Source organism: Acinetobacter sp. BIGb0102, assembly GCF_003815055.1.
GTDB lineage: Bacteria > Pseudomonadota > Gammaproteobacteria > Pseudomonadales > Moraxellaceae > Acinetobacter > Acinetobacter vivianii.
In genome coordinates this window covers 307483-325094 of the sequence record NZ_RKQE01000013.1, presented here as the reverse complement: position 1 = coordinate 325094, position 17612 = coordinate 307483, and the positions used below count along the sequence as shown (strand labels likewise).

Below are 17612 nucleotides of genomic sequence, written 5' to 3'. Positions count from 1 at the left end.
AAAATGAGACAAACAATATCAAAAATAGGATGATTGATTATATTTAGCTTTCAAGAAGCTTTTTAATTTTAAATTGTCCTATAGATAGAATAATGTGTTGCCATTCTGAGGCTATAAGCCCCCCTGTTGCAGGAGTAAAATAGTATCCAACAGCAGAACTTCTACTCTATAGGAGAAACCAAATGAAGAAAATTCTTGGTGTGTATCAGAACAAACACATGCACTGGGTCGGTGATGGTTTCCCAGTGTATAACCTGTTCTCATATGACCGTTTAGGCCAAAGCCTCAGTCCATTTTTGTTATTGGATTATGCTGCGCCTTATCGCTTTGACCCAACCACGGCCAAGCATGGTGTAGATTCACATCCACATCGTGGTTTTGAAACGGTCACTATCGCTTATCAAGGTGAAGTGACTCATAAAGACTCAAGCGGCGGTGGTGGAACCATCAAAGCTGGAGATGTGCAATGGATGACCGCAGGTGGCGGGATTCTGCATCAGGAATTTCATTCACCTGAATTTGCACATCAAGGTGGCCTATTTGAAATGGTACAGCTTTGGGTCAATTTGCCAGCACATTCAAAAATGACACCCGCAAAGTATCAGGCCATTGAAGCTGATCAAATTCAGCACATTGCATTGGATGATGCAGGCAGTGAAATGCGTGTGATCGCTGGTCAATATCAGGATATTGAAGGGGCTGCGACGACCTTTAGCCCAGTCAATGTTTGGGATGGTACGCTGGTGAAAGATCAGGAACATACCTTTTATGTGACTGAAGGGCATACTACCTTACTGGTTTTGCTCTCTGGTCAGGTGACTTTAAATGGTAGTCAAAGCATTGAAGCGCCAAGTTTGGTGGTACTCAGTCGAGAGGAAATTGACTTCAGTCTCAAGGCTGAACAAGACAGTAAATTCCTGATTCTGACTGGCCAGCCACTGAATGAACCGATTGAAGGGTATGGACCTTTTGTCATGAATAGCCAAGCGGAGATCGTAGAAGCCGTTCGTGATTTCAATAGTGGTAAATTTGGTCAAATGAAAGCTTGATTGCTGAATTAAATCAATGTCTTATATAAGAAGGCCGATCACGCTTTGAAGCGTGATCGGCCTTCGTTGTAAGGGTCCTCTATTGATTTTTTTAATTTATTGTCACTTATAGTTATTCAGCTTATTATGTGACTTTGTTCTCGTTCTTATACAAAAAGAATAGCGCTAAATTTGAGCGTTGCAAAGCCCCTAAAGCACTGAAAATGAAAAAATAAAGAATGTTCTGTATATTTTTGTGGCCTAAAAGGTAATATTTTGAATCTTTTCATTGGGTTAAGTTAAAAAGTAGAATTGTGATAAAATGTAACAATAAATGAACAATGAAATTCAACAAAACACGGGCTGAAATGCTGAATCTGGTATTTTTTAATACCGTGTTTAGGCGAACTATCAGTCATAATCAAGAAAAATCATCAACTGATGGGACATAATTTTGGATATTGCAATTATCGGCAGTGGAATGGCAGGACTTGCCTCAGCCAGAATCCTACATGATGCAGGACATAAAGTAACGATATTCGAAGCCCTCGCAGGTCGAGGCATGGATAGTCATAGTATTGACTTTGATGGTGGCATTATTGATGCGCCTTTGCGTGTCATGAATCCAAAGCTGTGGCAAAACACGCTGAGTCTAGCAAGTTATTTAGGGATTGAAACTTTCCCTGTACGCACATTTATGGCTTGCAGTTGGCTGTTTGAAGATAGAACAGATACCTGGCTGACGACTTCACGTAGCCGGATTGGTAATTTCCCGATTATTAATAACCGCAAAGGCATTCAGCAATATGGCTGGCGTCTGGTTAAGGGCATGTTGCAACTTAAAACTGCCGTGCATCAATTCTTTAAATCAGACAATCAGGACATCACTTTAGCCGAATTCATGAATCAATATCATATTGAGGAAGTGTTCTGGCATGGTACGGTCATGCCTGTGCTATATACGATTTGTACCTGCCATCCAAAGACCATTGGTGAATGGCCTGCGAAACCGTTATTGGAATTTATTCGTCAATTGACCGAAGGCGAAGCCCTATTGCGTATGAAAGGCGGTACTCCAGCGCTGGTGAGTCGCCTGATTGATTGTATTGAAATCCATAGCGGTTCTCCTGTGAAGAAAGTGGAAGAACAGGGCGATAAAGTACTGGTTGAAAATGATCAGGGTGAGCATCAGTTATTTGATCGTGTGGTCATTGCTACTCCAACGCCAGCGATTGAAGGATTCCTGAAACAGCCGCAGTTTGCTGAAGATATTGCCTTACTGAAAAAATTCCGTTTTGAAGAAGGTGATCTGGTAATTCATACCGATCCGATTGTGATGCCGCAACGTCGCAAGGACTGGGCTGTACTCAGCTATATGATGGATCGTAAATTTACCCGTCAACAGTTTACCGTGTGGATTAACTCGATTGAGCCAAGCTTGGTGGGTAAAAATGCGGTGTTCCAGACTTGGTGCCCAGTGATTGATATTGATCCGAAGAAAATTATTTCCAAGGTGAAATTGACCCGTGCTGTGGTGGATTCAGAAACGGTTGCATTGAACAAGCAAATTCAGCAACGTCATTTAGATCAGAATCGTAAAGTCTTTTATTGTGGTTCGTGGTCATGTGATGGTTTGCCAATTTTAGAATCGGCGGTGACCTCAGCGATGCACATTTCTGAAATTTTGGGTGCGCCATTACCATTTGTTGGGCTAAAACCAAAAGTGAAGGTCGCGCCAGAACTCGGTTATTAATATGACCTCCCTCAAGCAGGCACTGATTGAAAAAGTCATCGGGCATAAATATGCCATTAATGCACAGCATCTCGGAGATGACTCAGCGCTTGCTTGGAGCAATTTAGGATATTGGCAAGGACAGCATCATGACTATCCGCTGGCTTGCCAAAGTCTGGCCGATCAGATCGCTGCTTCCCTACAACTCAAATCAACAGATCGTGTTTTAGATCTTGGCTGTGGACAAGGTGCCAGTCTATTGCACTGGCGCCAGCATTATCAAATTCAGCAGCTCAGTGCGGTTGAACTTCAGCCTCGGTGTGTCAAACACATTCAAGAATACTTACCTGAAATTCAAATTCATTGTGAAAATTTTTTGAATTTAAAAGCCCTGCAATTTTTAAATTCATTTGATGCAGTGCTGTGTATAGATGCGGCTTACCACAGCGATTTGAATTCATTTCTTAATTCAGTTTCCCCAGTTTTAAATTCAAAAGGCCGAATCGCTTTTCACACACTGATGTGGTCAGAGAATTGGCAGAATTGCACTTATCTACAAAAACAGAAATATCATTACTTATTAAAAAGTGCAGATGTGAATTGGCAGCAGTTAATGGGCCAGCAGCAGCTTGAACAGACTTTAAAACAATATGGTTTTGATACGATTGAAATTCAGGATTTTTCTGAACCTGTATTGAATGGTTTTGCTGAATATATTGCGTCGCGAAAAGCTGAAAAGCACAGTTTTAATTTTGCCCAGTTCAAAATCGAGATGACTGCCAAGTTGTGCCGAAAACTCTACCAAGATGGATGGGTGCGTTATATTCAAGTCAGTGCAGTAAAAAAGTGAGAAGAATAAGAATATGCCAAATCAATATAAAGGTTCATGCCTCTGTGGCGCAGTGAGCTATCAAGCGGAAGTTGCGCCGCGTTATCGTTTTAATTGTCATTGTCGTGACTGTCAGAAAGCCACAGGTAGTGCCTATGCCCCGATTGCGTTCTTTCATCAATCTGAATTGAAGATCGAAGGTGAACTCAAATATTTTGAGTCTTTGGGATTGTCCGGTAAGCCGATCCGCCGTGCATTTTGTCCAAACTGTGGTTCGCAAATGTTTGGTTTGCCAGATCTGGTACCTGAGATGATTTCAATACGTGCAGGAACACTGGATGATCCAAATCTATATCAACCGCAAGCAGAATGTTTTGTGAGTCATGCAAATGAATGGGATCTGTTAAATCCGAATATTTCGCATTTTGAGAAAATGATGGGGAAGAAAAGAGAATAAAGAGAGAAATGGTGCCGGCACACGGATTCGAACTGTGGACCTACTGATTACAAGTCAGTTGCTCTACCAACTGAGCTATGCCGGCAACGTGGCGAGAATTCTACAGAATCTGCTTAAAAAAACAAGCGAAAAAATGAGCAAACGGATAAAATTCATCAGCGCGTCGAATTTTCGCCAGTTTCCTGTTAATTATTCAGCGCATAAACAAAGGAATCAACGATTTCGCCTGTGCTTAAATAAGCTTTGACAGGCACACGTTGATAGCCAGCGCCTTCGAACTCATCTAATGCTTGCCAGTGTTGTTCTAGATTGTCTGAGAAAAATACAAAACCAGATACCTTGTTGTCACTTTGATCGAGCACAATGCCTGGAAAGCCTAGTTCTGCACCCCAGCCTTGTTGTTTGAGCGTACCAAATACATGTGCGTCTGCCCATGTGCCACCAATATTTTCCATAATGTGAGCATTGGGACGGTTTGGGCCTAAAGTGCCGTAAACGAATAAACTGAGCATAGTGAAAGGTAGAAAAGTAAAAGAAATAGATTAGCAAAAATGGGGGGAGAACGGATATCTGCGAGACTAAAAGAATTCTGCTTTTTCTAAGTGAGTTGCTGTCTTTTGATACGCATGTATATGTTGAAGTTACTCATGTAATTTTCAAATTATTCAATTACAGGCAAGTTTGCTTGTACTTGTTTATAACTTTCACCAGATGCATTAATCCATGATATTGGCCCTGGAATGGATGCTGCTGCACTTGGTGAAGTAAAACTTGCATCCTCAATGAATATGAGGTGTTGTCCATGTTGTTTTAAGATTTCTGCTTCAAGAAGTTTTTTCCGTATTCTGAGCCAACCTTCAGCAATTGAATGAGAAGTTTTTATGCTGGCTTGAGAGCCTGCTTTCACGATAAAGCCTTCATCAGTTTCTATCATTGTAGCTTTTATTAATTTAGACTTAATATAGTAAGTCACTTGGTTATCTATAGGCTGTATTGGAATATTTATGTGAGGAGTGGCCTCCACAAGTGTATTTAATCCAACTGTAGGAAGAATAAGATGGATCTGATCAATAAAATATTCCATATCGGAAATATCTGCTTCTGATAGCCGAGCACCTTTCGGTAGATTAGAGTTATCAATAAAAGAACTATTTGCTGTATGGGCTAATGTAATTAATCGGGCTTCAAGATACTTAATATGCGCTTTAGTTAACATTTCATCTTTACTTAAAAAGCAAATTACAGAATCAAAATCTCGATCTGCGATATGTTGTTTTAGCCTAGCTCTTAATTCTTCAGCTTCACCAATATAAATACTTTCATCAAAATCGTGTGATTTACTTTGGCTACGTAATAGATAAACACCAGGAACATCAAATTCAGATCGAGAAAGTAAAGCCTTTAAAGATGCTCTAGGTGAGTAAATGGCTTTGCCTGACCAATTGCCTATTTCAATGGTTTTAGCACCAGTAGGGGTACCATCAAGCATATAGATTATTAGCTTTCTTCCCACTTTCATGATCCTTAAAATTCATTGTATAAGTTGCAGATAGAAAATTTAATATTATGAATTGTATTTAAAAAATCTAAGTAAGTTTTATTTTTATTAACAGAGTTATTTTTGTAGTTCAAGCAGATTAAAAGTATTAAAAAAATTCTGGCGGTGAGAGAGGGATTCGAACCCTCGATACGCGCAAACGTATACACACTTTCCAGGCGTGCTCCTTCAGCCACTCGGACACCTCACCAAGGTGTGCGATAGTAACCAAAAAAATGCGGGCTGCCAAGTTGTAGTCGAACAGATTTGCAGAAAAACTTTTTAGCTAGTGATAAGATTGCGCCATATAACGTTCTAGTTTGAAGACGACATAATATGCAAAGTACTGCAAAAAAAGCCGCATTGCCCGCGATGACGTTGGCAGCATTAGGGGTGGTATTTGGAGACATTGGGACCAGTCCGCTCTATGCAATACGGCAATGCTTTGTCACAGGACATGTTGATATCAGTGAAGGATCGATTCTTGGTATTCTTTCGCTGATCTTCTGGTGTATGAACCTGACCATCAGCTTTAAATATGTGTCGATGATCATGCGTGCAGACAACAATGGCGAAGGCGGGATTATGTCTTTGCTGGCGTTGAACCTGCGTTCCAACGTATTCAGTAACAAGAATAAAATCTTTCTGATCGCACTTGGCTTCATTGGTGCATCACTATTCTTTGGTGACGGGATCATCACGCCAGCCATTTCGGTACTATCGGCGATTGAAGGCCTGAGTCTGGTCACGCCTGCTTTAGATCGCTGGCTGGTACCGATTGCGCTCGGTATTTTAACCGCTTTGTTTTTGGTGCAACGGCATGGTACCGCCACCATGGGGAAATTCTTTGGGCCGATTACCTTATTGTGGTTTGCTTCAATTGGTCTCATTGGACTGTGGAGCATCATTCAGACCCCATATGTATTGATGATGGTCAATCCTTATTGGGCCCTACATTTTGTATATGATCAGCCGACAGTTGCCTTTATTACCATGGGGGCTGTGATTCTGACCATGACCGGTGGTGAAGCGCTCTATGCGGATATGGGGCATTTTGGACGTATGCCGATTAAATTGGCTTGGTTCATCGTAGTATTGCCTTGCTTACTGCTGAATTATGCAGGACAAGGTGCTTTGCTGTTACGTGATGCTAAAGCGATTGAAAACCCGTTTTATTTACTGGTACCTGACTGGGCGTTATTCCCGATGATTGGACTGGCAACAGCCGCAGCGGTGATAGCCTCTCAAGCGGTGATTACAGGCGTATTCTCAATGGCCAATCAGGCGATGCAGTTACGTTATTTACCTCGTCTCACCGTGCACCACACCTCTGATGTAGAGCAAGGGCAAATTTATTTGCCATTCATTAACTGGGTGCTATTTATTTCGGTGGTGATCCTGATTCTACTGTTTGAAAGCAGTGCGGAGTTGGCGAGTGCCTATGGTGTCGCCGTGACTATGACTATGCTCTGCGGTACCATTTTGATCTCGACACTGGCCTATGGTGTATGGCGTTGGCCTCTGTGGAAAGTGGCTTTATTTGCAGGTCCTTTCCTGATTATTGACCTGATTTTTGTGGGTTCAACCTCATTAAAAATTCTATCAGGTGGCTGGGTGCCAATCCTGATTGGTGTAGTGGTGTATACCATTCTAATGACCTGGAAACGGGGTCGTGAAATTGTTTACAACCGCATGGAAACCAATGCTTTACCGATTGAATTATTTATTAAAAGTATTGGCATGAGCAAGGAAACACAATATGTGCCAGGTGAAGCGATTTTTCTGACGGGTACTCCAAATATTGTGCCGCATGCGATGTTACATAACATTAAGCACAACAAGGTGCTGCATGAGCGTAATGTGATGGTGACGGTGTATACGCAGGATATTCCGTATGTGGCTGAAGCCGACCGCTTAAAAGTAGAAAAGCTGGATGAGCATTTTTATCGTATCTATGTGTATTATGGCTTTAAAGATCAGCCGAATATTCCAGTTGCTCTGGAACAGGCCTATAAACAGCTAGATTTTGAATTCGATATGATGCAAATGAGTTTCTTCATTTCACGAGATCGTATTGTGCATACCGTGGGAGACGGCATGTCACCTTGGCGTGAAAAGCTGTTTATCTCGATGCAGCGTAATACCAGTCCAGTGAGTGACTTCTATCAGATCCCGACCAACCGTGTGGTGGAGCTGGGCAGTCAGATCGAAATTTAAGTTTAAATTGATAAAAAAGGCACGCTAAAGTGCCTTTTTTATTGTCTGTTGAGCAAGTGTACAGATTTGCGACATAAAATGTCGTTCTCGGCTGAAACTCAATATACAGCACGGCTTTGAGTTGTTAAGCTTCGCGTTCATATTGATTTTGATGTAGTTATGGCGAAGAAACCAACCAGAAAGGGTAAAACACCATTTGCTTTTTTGAGCCAGAATGTTGGAAAGATTATGCTGGCTGCGGTCGCGACGGGAAGTTTTGCGATTGCGTTTGGCAATGAAAAAATTTCTAAATTGATCCCGTTTCAGTCGAGTAATGGTGCCTGTTTAAAACAGTTCTATCGAGATGTCCCGCCTTTATTGAGCAAAGACAGTCTAAAAAAAGACAGTTATGCTTTGTGTTTTAATGATTTCAATGTGATGTATTCGGGAATTTCTAAAACGCCGTTATGGTCAGCCGAATACCTCACGCCTGAACGTTTAAGCATCAAAATCAAACGTGAAGACAATTTCCACGAAGAAACCCGTGTACAGCTGGCTCATCGTGCTTTGCTGTCGGATTATCGTGGTTCAGGTTATGACCGTGGGCATATGGCGCCGAACGGGGATATGAATAATACCGCAGCACAATATGACAGTTTTTCCTTAGCCAATATGGTACCACAAGCACCCAAGAATAATCAGGAAGTATGGCGTAAATTAGAAGAAGCTGTGCGTTCGATGGTGACCAAACAGCATAAAGATGCCTATGTACTGACAGGCCCTGTATTTGAAGGCAAGCGTCTGAAAACCATTGGTAAAGGGGTGATTGTCCCGACGGCCGTGTATAAAGCGGTGTATTTACCAAAGCAGGGGATTATTGGTGCTTATTATGCCCCGAACAATAATTCGCTACAGGTCAAAGTGGTGAGTGTCTGCTATCTGGAAGAAAAACTGGGGATTAATTTATTCCCGCAATTGACCGAACAGCAGAAGCGTAATGTCTATCAGCTTCCATTGTCTGCACAACAAGTGAAGCCAAATAAAGATATTAGTTATTCGCATTGGGACGGGCAAAGTCAATGTGCGGAAGAAGCCAAGACCGATGCCATTCAGGCTCAACAACGTCAATTTACTTCACAATCCAGTGAGGCGACGGGCAATAAATTCCCGCAAATTGATGAAGAAACCAAACAGGTAATGATTAATCAGCTCATTAATGCACTGGTGCAGTATTTCTTACAAATGTTGCGATAAGAAACGCTTGCAAAGTCATCGTGCTTGGCCCATGTTGTTTTATAGACAACAATAATGAGGGGAAAAGATGTTTAAGCCTTTTGAAAATGGAGATGAGTCTTCAGCAATTTATGACCTGACGCTGGAAAATCAGGTGGATTGTGTGAGCTTGTACGGCAATTTGCAAATCACCAAAGATCAGGCTGGTTTAAAAACCGCAAAGGCATTACAAGGCTTTATCAATGAGGTGGTGGCGGCCTTGGAGAAACAGGAACTGCCTGAACAGATCGAGCGCCAGCCTGAACAGGATATTGAGAATCCATTTTTATAAATAAAAAACAGCCGCTAAGGGCTGTTTTTTTATGCAGTGTGATGCGCTTAGTTTTTCTCGCTGCCCACCACTTTATAGATCACTGCACCAATGATGGCACCAATGATTGGCGCAACCCAGAACAACCAGAGTTGGCTAAGTGCAGCAGTTTCAGCAAATAAAGCAGCTGCTGTACTACGAGCAGGGTTAACTGATGTGTTGGTCACAGGAATACTGATCAAGTGGATTAAAGTAAGCGCCAAACCAATCGCGATTGGTGCAAAACCAGCAGGTGCACGACGATCTGTTGCACCCATAATCACGATCAGGAAGAACGCAGTAAGAACAACTTCAATCAGGAATGCAGATGCGACAGAGAAATGGTTTGGAGAAAGTTCGCCATAACCGTTGGTTGCGAAGCCACCTGTACCTGCAAAACCTGCTTGACCTTGTACGATGATGTACAGCACGAATGCTGCAAGCGCACCACCAATCACTTGAGACACGATATAAGGGACTAAATCTTTAGAGTCAAAACGTCCACCGACCCATAAACCTACACTGACAGCAGGGTTAAAGTGACCACCAGAAATATGACCGAAAGCGTAAGCACCTGTCAAAACAGTTAAACCAAACGCTAATGCAACGCCTAAGAAGCCAATGCCAAGTTCTGGAAATGCAGCTGCAAGCACAGCACTACCACAACCACCAAAAACAAGCCAAAAGGTTCCCAAAAATTCTGCTAAATATTTGTTCATTGTTATCACCACATCAGTTATAAAAAAATAAAAAAGCAAGCATCCAAAATTTATTATGGATATGTTTAACCTGCGTGAAAAAATTGTGAACTAATTCACATAGGTATATAGGCTCTTATATAAAACGGGCAAAAAAATCGATCAGTTGCGAAACCGTTAGTTCGTCAGTATTTTTATTACGAATTGTAAGTTATGTTGTTGTTTCGCCACTGTTGCGGGGTTTGCCCCGTCCAAATCTTAAAAGCTCGCTGAAAAGCACTTTGTTCAGAATAACAGAGTAGCAGTGCGATTTCTTGCAAACTCAGATGAGGATCTTTTAAATATTCGGTCGCCAGCATAAAACGTACTTGCTGCACCCGCTCCTGAAAAGTGGTGCGTTGTTGTTGTAAATGACGCTGTAATTGACGCACAGAAAGGCCAAGTTTTTCGGCGATAAAATCGATTTGATATTGGTTTTTTTGTAGACCTGTCAAAATGGCATGTTGTAGCCGTTGATCCAGTTGAGTCGAATTAGGCAGTTTATCTAGCAAGGCCTGGGCTTGCTGCAACAACAATTGCTGTAAGGTGTGATCACCTGTTCGCAGTGGCTTAAATGCTTCGCTGACTGGTAATAACAGTTGGGTTTTGGGTTGTTCAAAGCGGACTTTGCAGTGAAAATACTGTTCATAAATACTGATATTTTTAGGTGCTGGATTGACGAAATGTACTTCATGTAAATGAATGCTGTCGCCAGACATAAACAGTTTCAGAAATTGCACCATCAGCGCAATGGCAATTTCATCGGTCAACTGGGTTGGATGAGGTTCAGGTGCTTCCCAGCGAATCGAACCATAGGGATGTCCTAACTCGACCAGCAATGGGCTGCCATCATAAATCAGGCGATGGAAATCATGATAACGCGCCAAAGCTTCGCCCAGATTTTCACAGGACAAGGCCAGATAGGCAATAATACCCAAGTGTTTAGGTTGCACATAAGCCGCAATGTCCAGTCCTAGACCCGCTTTGGGATGTAGGCGGTTTAGATCTTCCAGCAGGTCGCGCCAGATCACATAATCAAAACGTTCCAGATTTTGAACTTTTTGTAATTGTTCAGGAATTAAAATATTTTCTGCTTCGCAATAGGCTTTTAATAAATGCCCCAAACCACCAAAAACAGAGCCTGTATAGTTTTTGAGTTGCGACATCCTGTGCGCCTCTTATTCTGTCGTGTTTTGTCAATATAAATATATCGTATCGTCAATACTTCGCCTACAAAAATTTATATCTTTAATAAAAATAAGGAAACATTTGGAGAAAACCATGATTAAGGGTTTTATCGCAGGCTTGGCTGTAGCCAATGCATTTGAATGGTTTGCACATAAATACATTTTGCATGGTGTACATCGTCCTGGTCAGCCACGTTACAGCCCTGTGCCAAAAAGCATGGAATCACATTGGGCACATCATCGTGAAGTGCGTAAGCAACAATTTTCAGATGATTGTTATGTAGAAGGCGTGGAGCACTGGCGGACACGTAATGAAATCATGTCATTGGCTGTGGTCGCTGGGGTGGCGAGTATTGCGTTCTATCCCATTTCAAAGGGAATGTCTCTGGCAGCGCTTTATAGTGCAGGCAATTATTACTATGTCCATCGCCGTGCCCACTTGGAACCTGATTGGGCCAAACGAACAATTCCTTGGCACTATGATCATCACATGAACTCAAATCAGGATGCCAACTGGTGCGTGACTCGACCGTGGTTTGATTATGTGATGGGAACCCGTGTAGTTTCTTCAGCAGATTTAAAAGAAGCCAATCCATTAGGTCTGCCATTACCAGCAGCGTTGTCTAAAACCCTCACGCAAGCGATTGAATCAGTCTTTCCTGCCAAGTGGGTGGAGCACAAGCCAAAACTGGTCACAGCAGTGCAAGCAGCAGATGAACAAAATGATGCGGTCGCTTAGCGTTGAGAATCAAAGAGAAAGTATGTTTTTTATCGGCAATGCATGACGAAGGAAAAAGGCTTTTGTCGTGAATTGTCAATAAAACTGGTTTTTAATGTCAATATTTCTGCATATTTAATCGCTAATTTAGCTTAAGCATGATATTCGACTGTATTTTGCTCAAAATGGATATGTTTCTGTTACCTTCTAGCGTTGTATAACGTAGTTTCTTGCCTTGCTCAGCAAGGTATTTTTTTGCCTGTAAAAATGTTCTCAATAAAAAACCTCTCAAGTGAGAGGTTCATTTGTTCTATCAATTATGAATCAGAGACGCATCTCAATGCCTTGTGCTGCAAGGAACTGTTTGGCTTCTGGAATGGTATGTTGACCAAAGTGGAAAATAGAGGCAGCAAGTACCGCGTCCGCACCGCCTTTTAAGATGCCGTCAGCCAAATGTTGTAAATTCCCTACGCCGCCTGAGGCGATGGTTGGAATATTGACACGATCATTGATCTGGCGCATTAACGCAATGTCATAGCCTGCTTTGGTTCCATCAGCATCCATACTGGTAATCAGTAATTCGCCTGCACCGAAGTCTGCCATTTTTACCGCCCATTCAATCGCATCGATGCCTGTCGGTTTACGACCGCCGTGAGTGAAAATTTCCCATTTATTTTCGCCAGTTTTTTTCGCATCAATTGCCACCACAATACATTGTGCGCCAAAGCGTTGCGATGCTTCTTGTACAAACTCAGGGGTAAATACTGCTGCCGAGTTAATACTGACTTTATCGGCACCTGCATTGAGCAATAAACGGATATCTTCAACTTTACGGACACCACCACCCACAGTTAAAGGAACGAAAACGCTTTCTGCCATTCGTTCAACTGTACGGTATGTGGTGTCGCGTCCATGATGGGTAGCAGTAATATCTAAAAAGGTAATTTCATCGGCGCCTTGTTCGTTGTAACGACGGGCAACTTCAACAGGGTCACCTGCGTCACGAATATCAAGGAATTGAACGCCTTTGACGACTCGACCATTATCAACATCTAAGCAAGGGATAATACGTTTTGCGAGCATAAAATTTTCCAAAAAATCGCCAATAAAGAAAGGGGTGCTACACCTTCATGGAGGGAACAGGTATTCTATCAAACTTCACAGCTATTTTTTGCAGGTTTTCCATGTCGGTTTATACCCCGTTGAGTTTAGAAGAAGTTCAAGCCTTTGCCGAACCTTATGGTTTAGCAGTGATTGACCTGATTCCAATCCAAGGCGGTATTCAAAACACCAATTACTTTTTGGTGGATCAATCACAGAAACAATATGTTTTGACGGTTTTTGAAGAGTTAGATGCTGAAGGGGCAGGCGAACTGGTGCCTGTGCTGGATTGTTTGGGGCAAGCGGGTGTGCCAGTGGCAGTACCGTTAAAGCATAGTGGTCAGGCGATTCATAGCATTGCCGATAAGCCTGCACAAATTGCACCGCGTTTGATGGGCGAGCATCCTGAAGATGCCAGTATTGTGCAAATTCAGGCGATTGCACAGGCGCAGGCAAAATTGCATTTGGCCTTGCAGGGCTTTCCGCTGGAGCGTGATTTTAATCGTAATCATCAATACTGGTCAGAGGTCGCAGCACAGCTTAAACCACAAATGAATGTGGAAGATCAGGCTTTATTGGCACAGGTTTTTCAGCAGTTTGCCCAGATTACGCAACAGCATCCAGATTGTCCTACTGGTTTTATTCATTCAGATTTATTCAGAGACAATACTTTATTTGAAGGCGACCAGTTGCAAGGTATCCTTGATTTTTATGAATTGAATCAGGATGAATGGTTGTTTGATATTGCGATTAGTATCAATGACTTCTGTACCGCTTATCCGCAAGCCCATCTTGATCAAGCCAAGGCAGATGCCTTTTTGAATGCTTATCAGACCGTTCGGACGCTGACTGAGGATGAATTGGCTTGTTTGAATATTTTTCTAGCGATGGCGGCTTGTCGTTTCTGGAGTATGCGTTTGCAGGTTGCCCAGAAAAATGCCGAGCATGGACGTACGGGCGATGATATTTTGCAAAAAAATCCGCTGGAAATGCGCATGATGTTGCAAGACCGTCTACAACGAATCACAGCTTAGGAAAGTATCATGCGAGATCAAGGTCGATTAGTTGAATGGTTTGATGATAAAGGCTATGGCTTTATTCAGCCCAATGACCCACAGAAACAACGTGTTTTTATTCATATTAAAGACTTTGCTCGCACGGGGCCGCGTCCGCTTATTGGTTGTGCGCTGGAATATGTGGTGATTCTGGATGAGCGCGGTCGTTATCGCGCTCAGCAGGCGGTGTATTTAAAAGCCTCACAAGTGTTTGAGCATAAAGCCAAACCTGCAAAACCAACAGCCTCTAAACCTTGGTCAACGATGCAAATTGCGATTGTGATTTATATCGTCTTTATGGTGATCGCAAGCTTTAGCAAGTTGTTGCCGCCATATACCTTGTTATTTGTCAGTTTGATGAATGTCTTGAGTTATTGGCTTTATGCACAAGACAAAGAGGCGGCACAATTGGGCAACCGCCGTATACCCGAACAGACCTTGCATATTGTGGATTCTTTGGGTGGATGGTGCGCAGGTTGGCTTGCTCAGCAAAAACTGAGACATAAAACACAAAAACAACCGTTTCGTAAGATTTATTTCTGTACCATAGTCTTCCATATATTGTTGATATGTTGGTTAATTTCTCCGCTCAATGTGTTTTACTAATTGAGGGGAGTTTGACGCTGGAGATAAATAAAAAATGAATTATTCCGTTGATCAAGATCCAAATCGTACTTTGACTTTAGTGCTGTATGTGCTTTATATCATTGCGATTTTTTCTGGTGGTTTATTGGCGATTATTGCCTTGATTATTAACTATGTAAAACGTAGTGATGTACAAGGTTCGATTTTTGAAAGCCACTTTACTTGGCAAATCCGTACCTTCTGGTGGTATTTGGCCTGGAATATTATTGCCTTTATTCCGTTCTCGTTCCTATTTTTAACGGGAGATAATGGTACGGCCTTTGCAGGTGTGGCTATTTCTGCAACAACATTTGCTTTTGCGGTCATTTTTGGCGCATGGATCTGGATCGTCTATCGTGCGATTCGCGGTTTGATTGCCTTAAATGACAATAAGCCGATGTATCAGTAAGTCATAAGCATCCGAAGGTTGATGAGTTGATTTTAATCAGCCTTCTTTTTTATAAAAATGATTAAGTTGTAAATTATATTTTTATCACTTTGATTGAATTGAAAAACGAAGAAAAATTTAAAAGAGGGTTTTAATGGATCATGTTATTGATCAAAAGGCATATCGCGGTCTGACGTATGTTTTATATATCTTTTATCTTATTTCAAGCTTCACGGGCGGCTTACTCGCCATCATTGCTTTAATGCTGAACTATATCAAACGTAAAGAGGTTAAAGAAACGCTACTCGATAGCCATTTTACTTGGCAAATCCGTACCTTTTGGTGGTGCTGCCTGTGGAATCTATTGACCCTAGCTATATTTGCACTGGCACTGTTTCATCAGGAACTCGGTATTCCATTTTCTGATGATCATGCATCTTCGGTATTTTTTATTGGGTTGGCATTTTTATTTGCAGCATGGGCGTGGGCGGTGTATCGGAGCCTTCATGGTTTATTTTGTTTATATGACAATAAACCGATGTATGACTGAGGTTGGCCTATGATTATTGAACATGTTTATTTGAATATTAAAGCTGAACAGAGCGACGCGTTTGAAGCGGCTTTTCATCAGGCCAAATCGATTATTTATCCGATGGATGGGCTAAATGCAGTACAGCTGATGAAGCATGCCGCAGGCGATGGTCGTTATATTTTAATGATCTTTTGGGACAGTATTGAGCATCATACTGAAGGATTCAGGAAGTCGGCAGCCTATCAGGAGTGGAAAGCACTATTGCATCCCTTTTATGATCCGATGCCTACGGTTGAGTATTACCAGCCATGCATGCTGCTGAAAAAGAAAGAACCGCAGAATTAATTGAAAGAGAGCGAATTAGCTCTCTTTTTTCTTTTCAAAGAACTTAAATTTTAATTCGCTGACCAGAACCCCCAATACCACCAGTAAACCACCGAATAACGCGAGCAAAGGTAAGCGTTCTCCTGCAATGCGTCCGATCACACCTGCCCAGACGGGTTCGCCTGCATAAATAATGGCAGCGCGTGCAGGATCAACCATGCGTTGTGCCCAGTTCATGACAAACTGGATTAAAGCGCTGGCGAGTCCCAATGCAACGGCAATGATGACCAGCCCCCAAGAAAAAGGTGGAATGCCATATTCACCGACCAGTGGCATACTGGCAAAGGACAAGACAGACGCGACCATCAGTTGCACAACGGTAACTCGTCTCAGGTTGACCTTTCCTGCAAAATAACCAATCAGGATAATCTCGAGTGCAATCACGAAGGCACAGGACAGCGTCAGCATTTGTCCGTAATTTAAATCAATGCTGGAAAAACCATTGCCTGTTAAAAAGACCAAACCCGTAAATGCCAAAGCTGTACCGACCCACGTCATGAGTGAAGGTCGTTTCTGAAAAATGGCCCACATCAGGATAGGAACCAAAGGCACATATAACGCCGTTAAAAATGCCGATTCACTACTTAAGATGGTTTGTAGACCAATGGTTTGCGTACCATAACCAATTGCAATCATCAGACCGATGGCTGCACCCGCCAGTATTTCCTTAAAGGTTAAACCTCGCATTGACTTTATTGAGATCAGGAAAATAGCCAAAGCGGCGACTGCAAAACGGCAACCCACAAAAAACATCGGAGTACTAAAGTTCAGTGCGTACTGCACGGCTAAAAAAGTACCACCCCAAACCATGGTAATAAAAATCAGGGCAAATTGTGCGGCTTTAGGAGACTGGGATAAGGAGGCCAAAACAACGATCCTAAGAAAAGTGCAATATAATGCACATATTGCATTAGTTGGTCGATGTGTGCAATATATTGCGCAAGTTTTATTTTTTATTATTGTGGTTTATGAATCCATCCGATACTGTCCTGACCCATGTAGGAAAAAATATCCGCCATTTTCGGGATCAGGGCCATTTAAGCCAACAGGAACTGGCAGATCGGGCAGGGGTCAGTCGCCGTACCATTGCTGCCTTGGAAACAGGTCAGGTCAATATAAGTCTGGCGAAACTGGATGCAATTGCGGCAGTGCTGGGAATTGATTTCAAGCGGATCGTCAGTGCACCTGAACTGGGTGAATCGGAAATCGTAAATACCTTGGCTTGGCAAGGAGAGCATCCGACCAGTCATGCCACACTGTTAGCCTCAGTTCCAGCGTATACACAAGTTGAGTTGTGGACGTGGTCATTGGCTGTTGGTGAGATTTATCATGCGGAAGCGGATCAAAAGGGCTGGCGAGAACTCATTTATGTGCTCGAAGGCGAGTTAAGTCTGGAATTTGAACAGGAAACACGAGTTATTCAGGCAGGCGACTCTATTCTATTTGAAAGTTCGATTCGTTATTGTTATGCCAATCGGGGTACACAGCCATTAAAATTCATTCGTAATGTGCTGTATTAAATCAA

20 protein-coding genes and 2 tRNA genes are annotated in these 17612 nt (G+C 42.3%); 14 read left to right on the top strand and 8 right to left on the bottom strand.

Annotated features, from left to right (window positions below):
- Window positions 1-182: 182 nt before the first annotated feature.
- The 4 genes from EC846_RS12845 (at window position 183) to EC846_RS12830 (ending at window position 4046) form a co-directional block, all read left to right on the top strand.
- Complete coding sequence (locus EC846_RS12845; RefSeq protein ID WP_123775386.1) at window positions 183-1049, top strand: pirin family protein; 867 nt, start codon at window positions 183-185, stop codon at window positions 1047-1049.
- A 433-nt stretch (window positions 1050-1482) separates the two neighbouring features.
- Window positions 1483-2781, top strand: coding sequence for an FAD-dependent oxidoreductase (locus EC846_RS12840; protein WP_123775385.1), 1299 nt, complete (start codon window positions 1483-1485; stop codon window positions 2779-2781).
- Window position 2782: 1 nt separating this feature from the next.
- Window positions 2783-3610: an SAM-dependent methyltransferase gene (locus EC846_RS12835; protein WP_123775384.1), complete on the top strand. Its 828-nt coding sequence runs from the start codon at window positions 2783-2785 to the stop codon at window positions 3608-3610.
- A 13-nt stretch (window positions 3611-3623) separates the two neighbouring features.
- Complete coding sequence (locus EC846_RS12830; RefSeq protein WP_123775383.1) at window positions 3624-4046, top strand: GFA family protein; 423 nt, start codon at window positions 3624-3626, stop codon at window positions 4044-4046.
- A 9-nt stretch (window positions 4047-4055) separates the two neighbouring features.
- Here the strand turns inward: EC846_RS12830 and EC846_RS12825 are convergent.
- The 4 genes from EC846_RS12825 to EC846_RS12810 all read right to left on the bottom strand — a co-directional run bounded on the left by EC846_RS12825 (window position 4056) and on the right by EC846_RS12810 (window position 5794).
- Window positions 4056-4131: transfer RNA gene (locus tag EC846_RS12825), tRNA-Thr, on the bottom strand.
- Between the two features lie 100 nt (window positions 4132-4231).
- Window positions 4232-4558 carry a gamma-glutamylcyclotransferase family protein gene (locus EC846_RS12820; protein WP_123775382.1) on the bottom strand — a complete coding sequence of 109 codons (327 nt, stop codon included), beginning with the start codon at window positions 4556-4558 and terminating at the stop codon, window positions 4232-4234.
- A 149-nt stretch (window positions 4559-4707) separates the two neighbouring features.
- On the bottom strand, window positions 4708-5565 hold the full coding sequence (locus tag EC846_RS12815; protein WP_213071316.1) for a GIY-YIG nuclease family protein: 858 nt from the start codon (window positions 5563-5565) through the stop codon (window positions 4708-4710).
- Window positions 5566-5704: 139 nt separating this feature from the next.
- Window positions 5705-5794 (bottom strand) — tRNA-Ser (locus EC846_RS12810).
- 125 nt (window positions 5795-5919) lie between these two features.
- Here EC846_RS12810 and EC846_RS12805 point away from each other — a divergent pair.
- The 3 genes from EC846_RS12805 (at window position 5920) to EC846_RS12795 (ending at window position 9343) form a co-directional block, all read left to right on the top strand.
- On the top strand, window positions 5920-7800 hold the full coding sequence (locus EC846_RS12805; protein WP_004776165.1) for a potassium transporter Kup: 1881 nt from the start codon (window positions 5920-5922) through the stop codon (window positions 7798-7800).
- A gap of 159 nt (window positions 7801-7959) precedes the next feature.
- Window positions 7960-9033 carry a DNA/RNA non-specific endonuclease gene (locus EC846_RS12800; RefSeq protein WP_123775381.1) on the top strand — a complete coding sequence of 358 codons (1074 nt, stop codon included), beginning with the start codon at window positions 7960-7962 and terminating at the stop codon, window positions 9031-9033.
- A gap of 67 nt (window positions 9034-9100) precedes the next feature.
- Window positions 9101-9343, top strand: coding sequence for a hypothetical protein (locus EC846_RS12795; protein WP_123775380.1), 243 nt, complete (start codon window positions 9101-9103; stop codon window positions 9341-9343).
- A 47-nt stretch (window positions 9344-9390) separates the two neighbouring features.
- Here the strand turns inward: EC846_RS12795 and aqpZ are convergent, their stop codons facing one another.
- Both aqpZ and EC846_RS12785 read right to left on the bottom strand, forming a co-directional pair.
- Window positions 9391-10080, bottom strand: coding sequence for an aquaporin Z (gene aqpZ / locus EC846_RS12790; protein ID WP_123775379.1), 690 nt, complete (start codon window positions 10078-10080; stop codon window positions 9391-9393).
- Between the two features lie 176 nt (window positions 10081-10256).
- Window positions 10257-11264 (bottom strand): AraC family transcriptional regulator, encoded by a 1008-nt coding sequence (locus EC846_RS12785; RefSeq protein ID WP_123775378.1) that lies wholly within the window; start codon window positions 11262-11264, stop codon window positions 10257-10259.
- A 115-nt stretch (window positions 11265-11379) separates the two neighbouring features.
- Here EC846_RS12785 and EC846_RS12780 point away from each other — a divergent pair, with 115 nt between their 5' ends.
- A complete protein-coding gene (locus tag EC846_RS12780) occupies window positions 11380-12024 on the top strand; it encodes a sterol desaturase family protein (protein ID WP_123775377.1) in 645 nt (214 codons plus the stop codon).
- 303 nt (window positions 12025-12327) lie between these two features.
- Here EC846_RS12780 and hisF read toward each other — a convergent pair whose 3' ends face one another.
- Complete coding sequence (hisF, locus tag EC846_RS12775; RefSeq protein ID WP_004776152.1) at window positions 12328-13086, bottom strand: imidazole glycerol phosphate synthase subunit HisF; 759 nt, start codon at window positions 13084-13086, stop codon at window positions 12328-12330.
- A 101-nt stretch (window positions 13087-13187) separates the two neighbouring features.
- On the opposite strand from hisF, the gene EC846_RS12770 reads away from it, so the two are divergent.
- From EC846_RS12770 to EC846_RS12750, 5 genes are all read left to right on the top strand, one after another.
- Entirely contained in the window at window positions 13188-14138 is a 951-nt protein-coding gene (locus EC846_RS12770; RefSeq protein WP_123775376.1) for a homoserine kinase, read from the top strand.
- Window positions 14139-14147: 9 nt separating this feature from the next.
- Window positions 14148-14765 carry a DUF1294 domain-containing protein gene (locus EC846_RS12765; protein ID WP_123775375.1) on the top strand — a complete coding sequence of 206 codons (618 nt, stop codon included), beginning with the start codon at window positions 14148-14150 and terminating at the stop codon, window positions 14763-14765.
- A gap of 34 nt (window positions 14766-14799) precedes the next feature.
- Window positions 14800-15192, top strand: coding sequence for a DUF4870 family protein (locus EC846_RS12760; RefSeq protein ID WP_123775374.1), 393 nt, complete (start codon window positions 14800-14802; stop codon window positions 15190-15192).
- A gap of 133 nt (window positions 15193-15325) precedes the next feature.
- Window positions 15326-15721: a DUF4870 family protein gene (locus EC846_RS12755; protein ID WP_123775373.1), complete on the top strand. Its 396-nt coding sequence runs from the start codon at window positions 15326-15328 to the stop codon at window positions 15719-15721.
- A gap of 9 nt (window positions 15722-15730) precedes the next feature.
- Window positions 15731-16048, top strand: a complete 318-nt coding sequence (locus tag EC846_RS12750) for an antibiotic biosynthesis monooxygenase family protein (RefSeq protein WP_123775372.1) — start codon at window positions 15731-15733, stop codon at window positions 16046-16048.
- Between the two features lie 15 nt (window positions 16049-16063).
- On the opposite strand, the gene EC846_RS12745 is transcribed toward EC846_RS12750, so the two are convergent.
- On the bottom strand, window positions 16064-16897 hold the full coding sequence (locus tag EC846_RS12745; RefSeq protein ID WP_416332320.1) for a DMT family transporter: 834 nt from the start codon (window positions 16895-16897) through the stop codon (window positions 16064-16066).
- A gap of 158 nt (window positions 16898-17055) precedes the next feature.
- Between EC846_RS12745 and EC846_RS12740 the strand changes: the two genes are divergently transcribed.
- Window positions 17056-17607: a helix-turn-helix domain-containing protein gene (locus EC846_RS12740; RefSeq protein WP_123775370.1), complete on the top strand. Its 552-nt coding sequence runs from the start codon at window positions 17056-17058 to the stop codon at window positions 17605-17607.
- The last annotated feature ends 5 nt before the right edge of the window (window positions 17608-17612 follow it).

Coding starts and splice junctions, on each gene's coding strand:
- EC846_RS12795 (WP_123775380.1), top strand. CDS start 9,101: ATGTTTAAGCCTTTTGAAAATGGAGATGAGTCTTCAGCAATTTATGAC.
- EC846_RS12780 (WP_123775377.1), top strand. CDS start 11,380: ATGATTAAGGGTTTTATCGCAGGCTTGGCTGTAGCCAATGCATTTGAA.
- EC846_RS12770 (WP_123775376.1), top strand. CDS start 13,188: ATGTCGGTTTATACCCCGTTGAGTTTAGAAGAAGTTCAAGCCTTTGCC.
- EC846_RS12800 (WP_123775381.1), top strand. CDS start 7,960: ATGGCGAAGAAACCAACCAGAAAGGGTAAAACACCATTTGCTTTTTTG.
- EC846_RS12805 (WP_004776165.1), top strand. CDS start 5,920: ATGCAAAGTACTGCAAAAAAAGCCGCATTGCCCGCGATGACGTTGGCA.
- EC846_RS12765 (WP_123775375.1), top strand. CDS start 14,148: ATGCGAGATCAAGGTCGATTAGTTGAATGGTTTGATGATAAAGGCTAT.
- EC846_RS12750 (WP_123775372.1), top strand. CDS start 15,731: ATGATTATTGAACATGTTTATTTGAATATTAAAGCTGAACAGAGCGAC.
- EC846_RS12785 (WP_123775378.1), bottom strand. CDS start 11,264: ATGTCGCAACTCAAAAACTATACAGGCTCTGTTTTTGGTGGTTTGGGG.
- EC846_RS12815 (WP_213071316.1), bottom strand. CDS start 5,565: ATGAAAGTGGGAAGAAAGCTAATAATCTATATGCTTGATGGTACCCCT.
- EC846_RS12835 (WP_123775384.1), top strand. CDS start 2,783: ATGACCTCCCTCAAGCAGGCACTGATTGAAAAAGTCATCGGGCATAAA.
- EC846_RS12830 (WP_123775383.1), top strand. CDS start 3,624: ATGCCAAATCAATATAAAGGTTCATGCCTCTGTGGCGCAGTGAGCTAT.
- hisF (WP_004776152.1), bottom strand. CDS start 13,086: ATGCTCGCAAAACGTATTATCCCTTGCTTAGATGTTGATAATGGTCGA.
- EC846_RS12745 (WP_416332320.1), bottom strand. CDS start 16,897: ATGGTTTGGGGTGGTACTTTTTTAGCCGTGCAGTACGCACTGAACTTT.
- EC846_RS12820 (WP_123775382.1), bottom strand. CDS start 4,558: ATGCTCAGTTTATTCGTTTACGGCACTTTAGGCCCAAACCGTCCCAAT.
- EC846_RS12845 (WP_123775386.1), top strand. CDS start 183: ATGAAGAAAATTCTTGGTGTGTATCAGAACAAACACATGCACTGGGTC.
- EC846_RS12740 (WP_123775370.1), top strand. CDS start 17,056: ATGAATCCATCCGATACTGTCCTGACCCATGTAGGAAAAAATATCCGC.
- EC846_RS12760 (WP_123775374.1), top strand. CDS start 14,800: ATGAATTATTCCGTTGATCAAGATCCAAATCGTACTTTGACTTTAGTG.
- EC846_RS12755 (WP_123775373.1), top strand. CDS start 15,326: ATGGATCATGTTATTGATCAAAAGGCATATCGCGGTCTGACGTATGTT.
- aqpZ (WP_123775379.1), bottom strand. CDS start 10,080: ATGAACAAATATTTAGCAGAATTTTTGGGAACCTTTTGGCTTGTTTTT.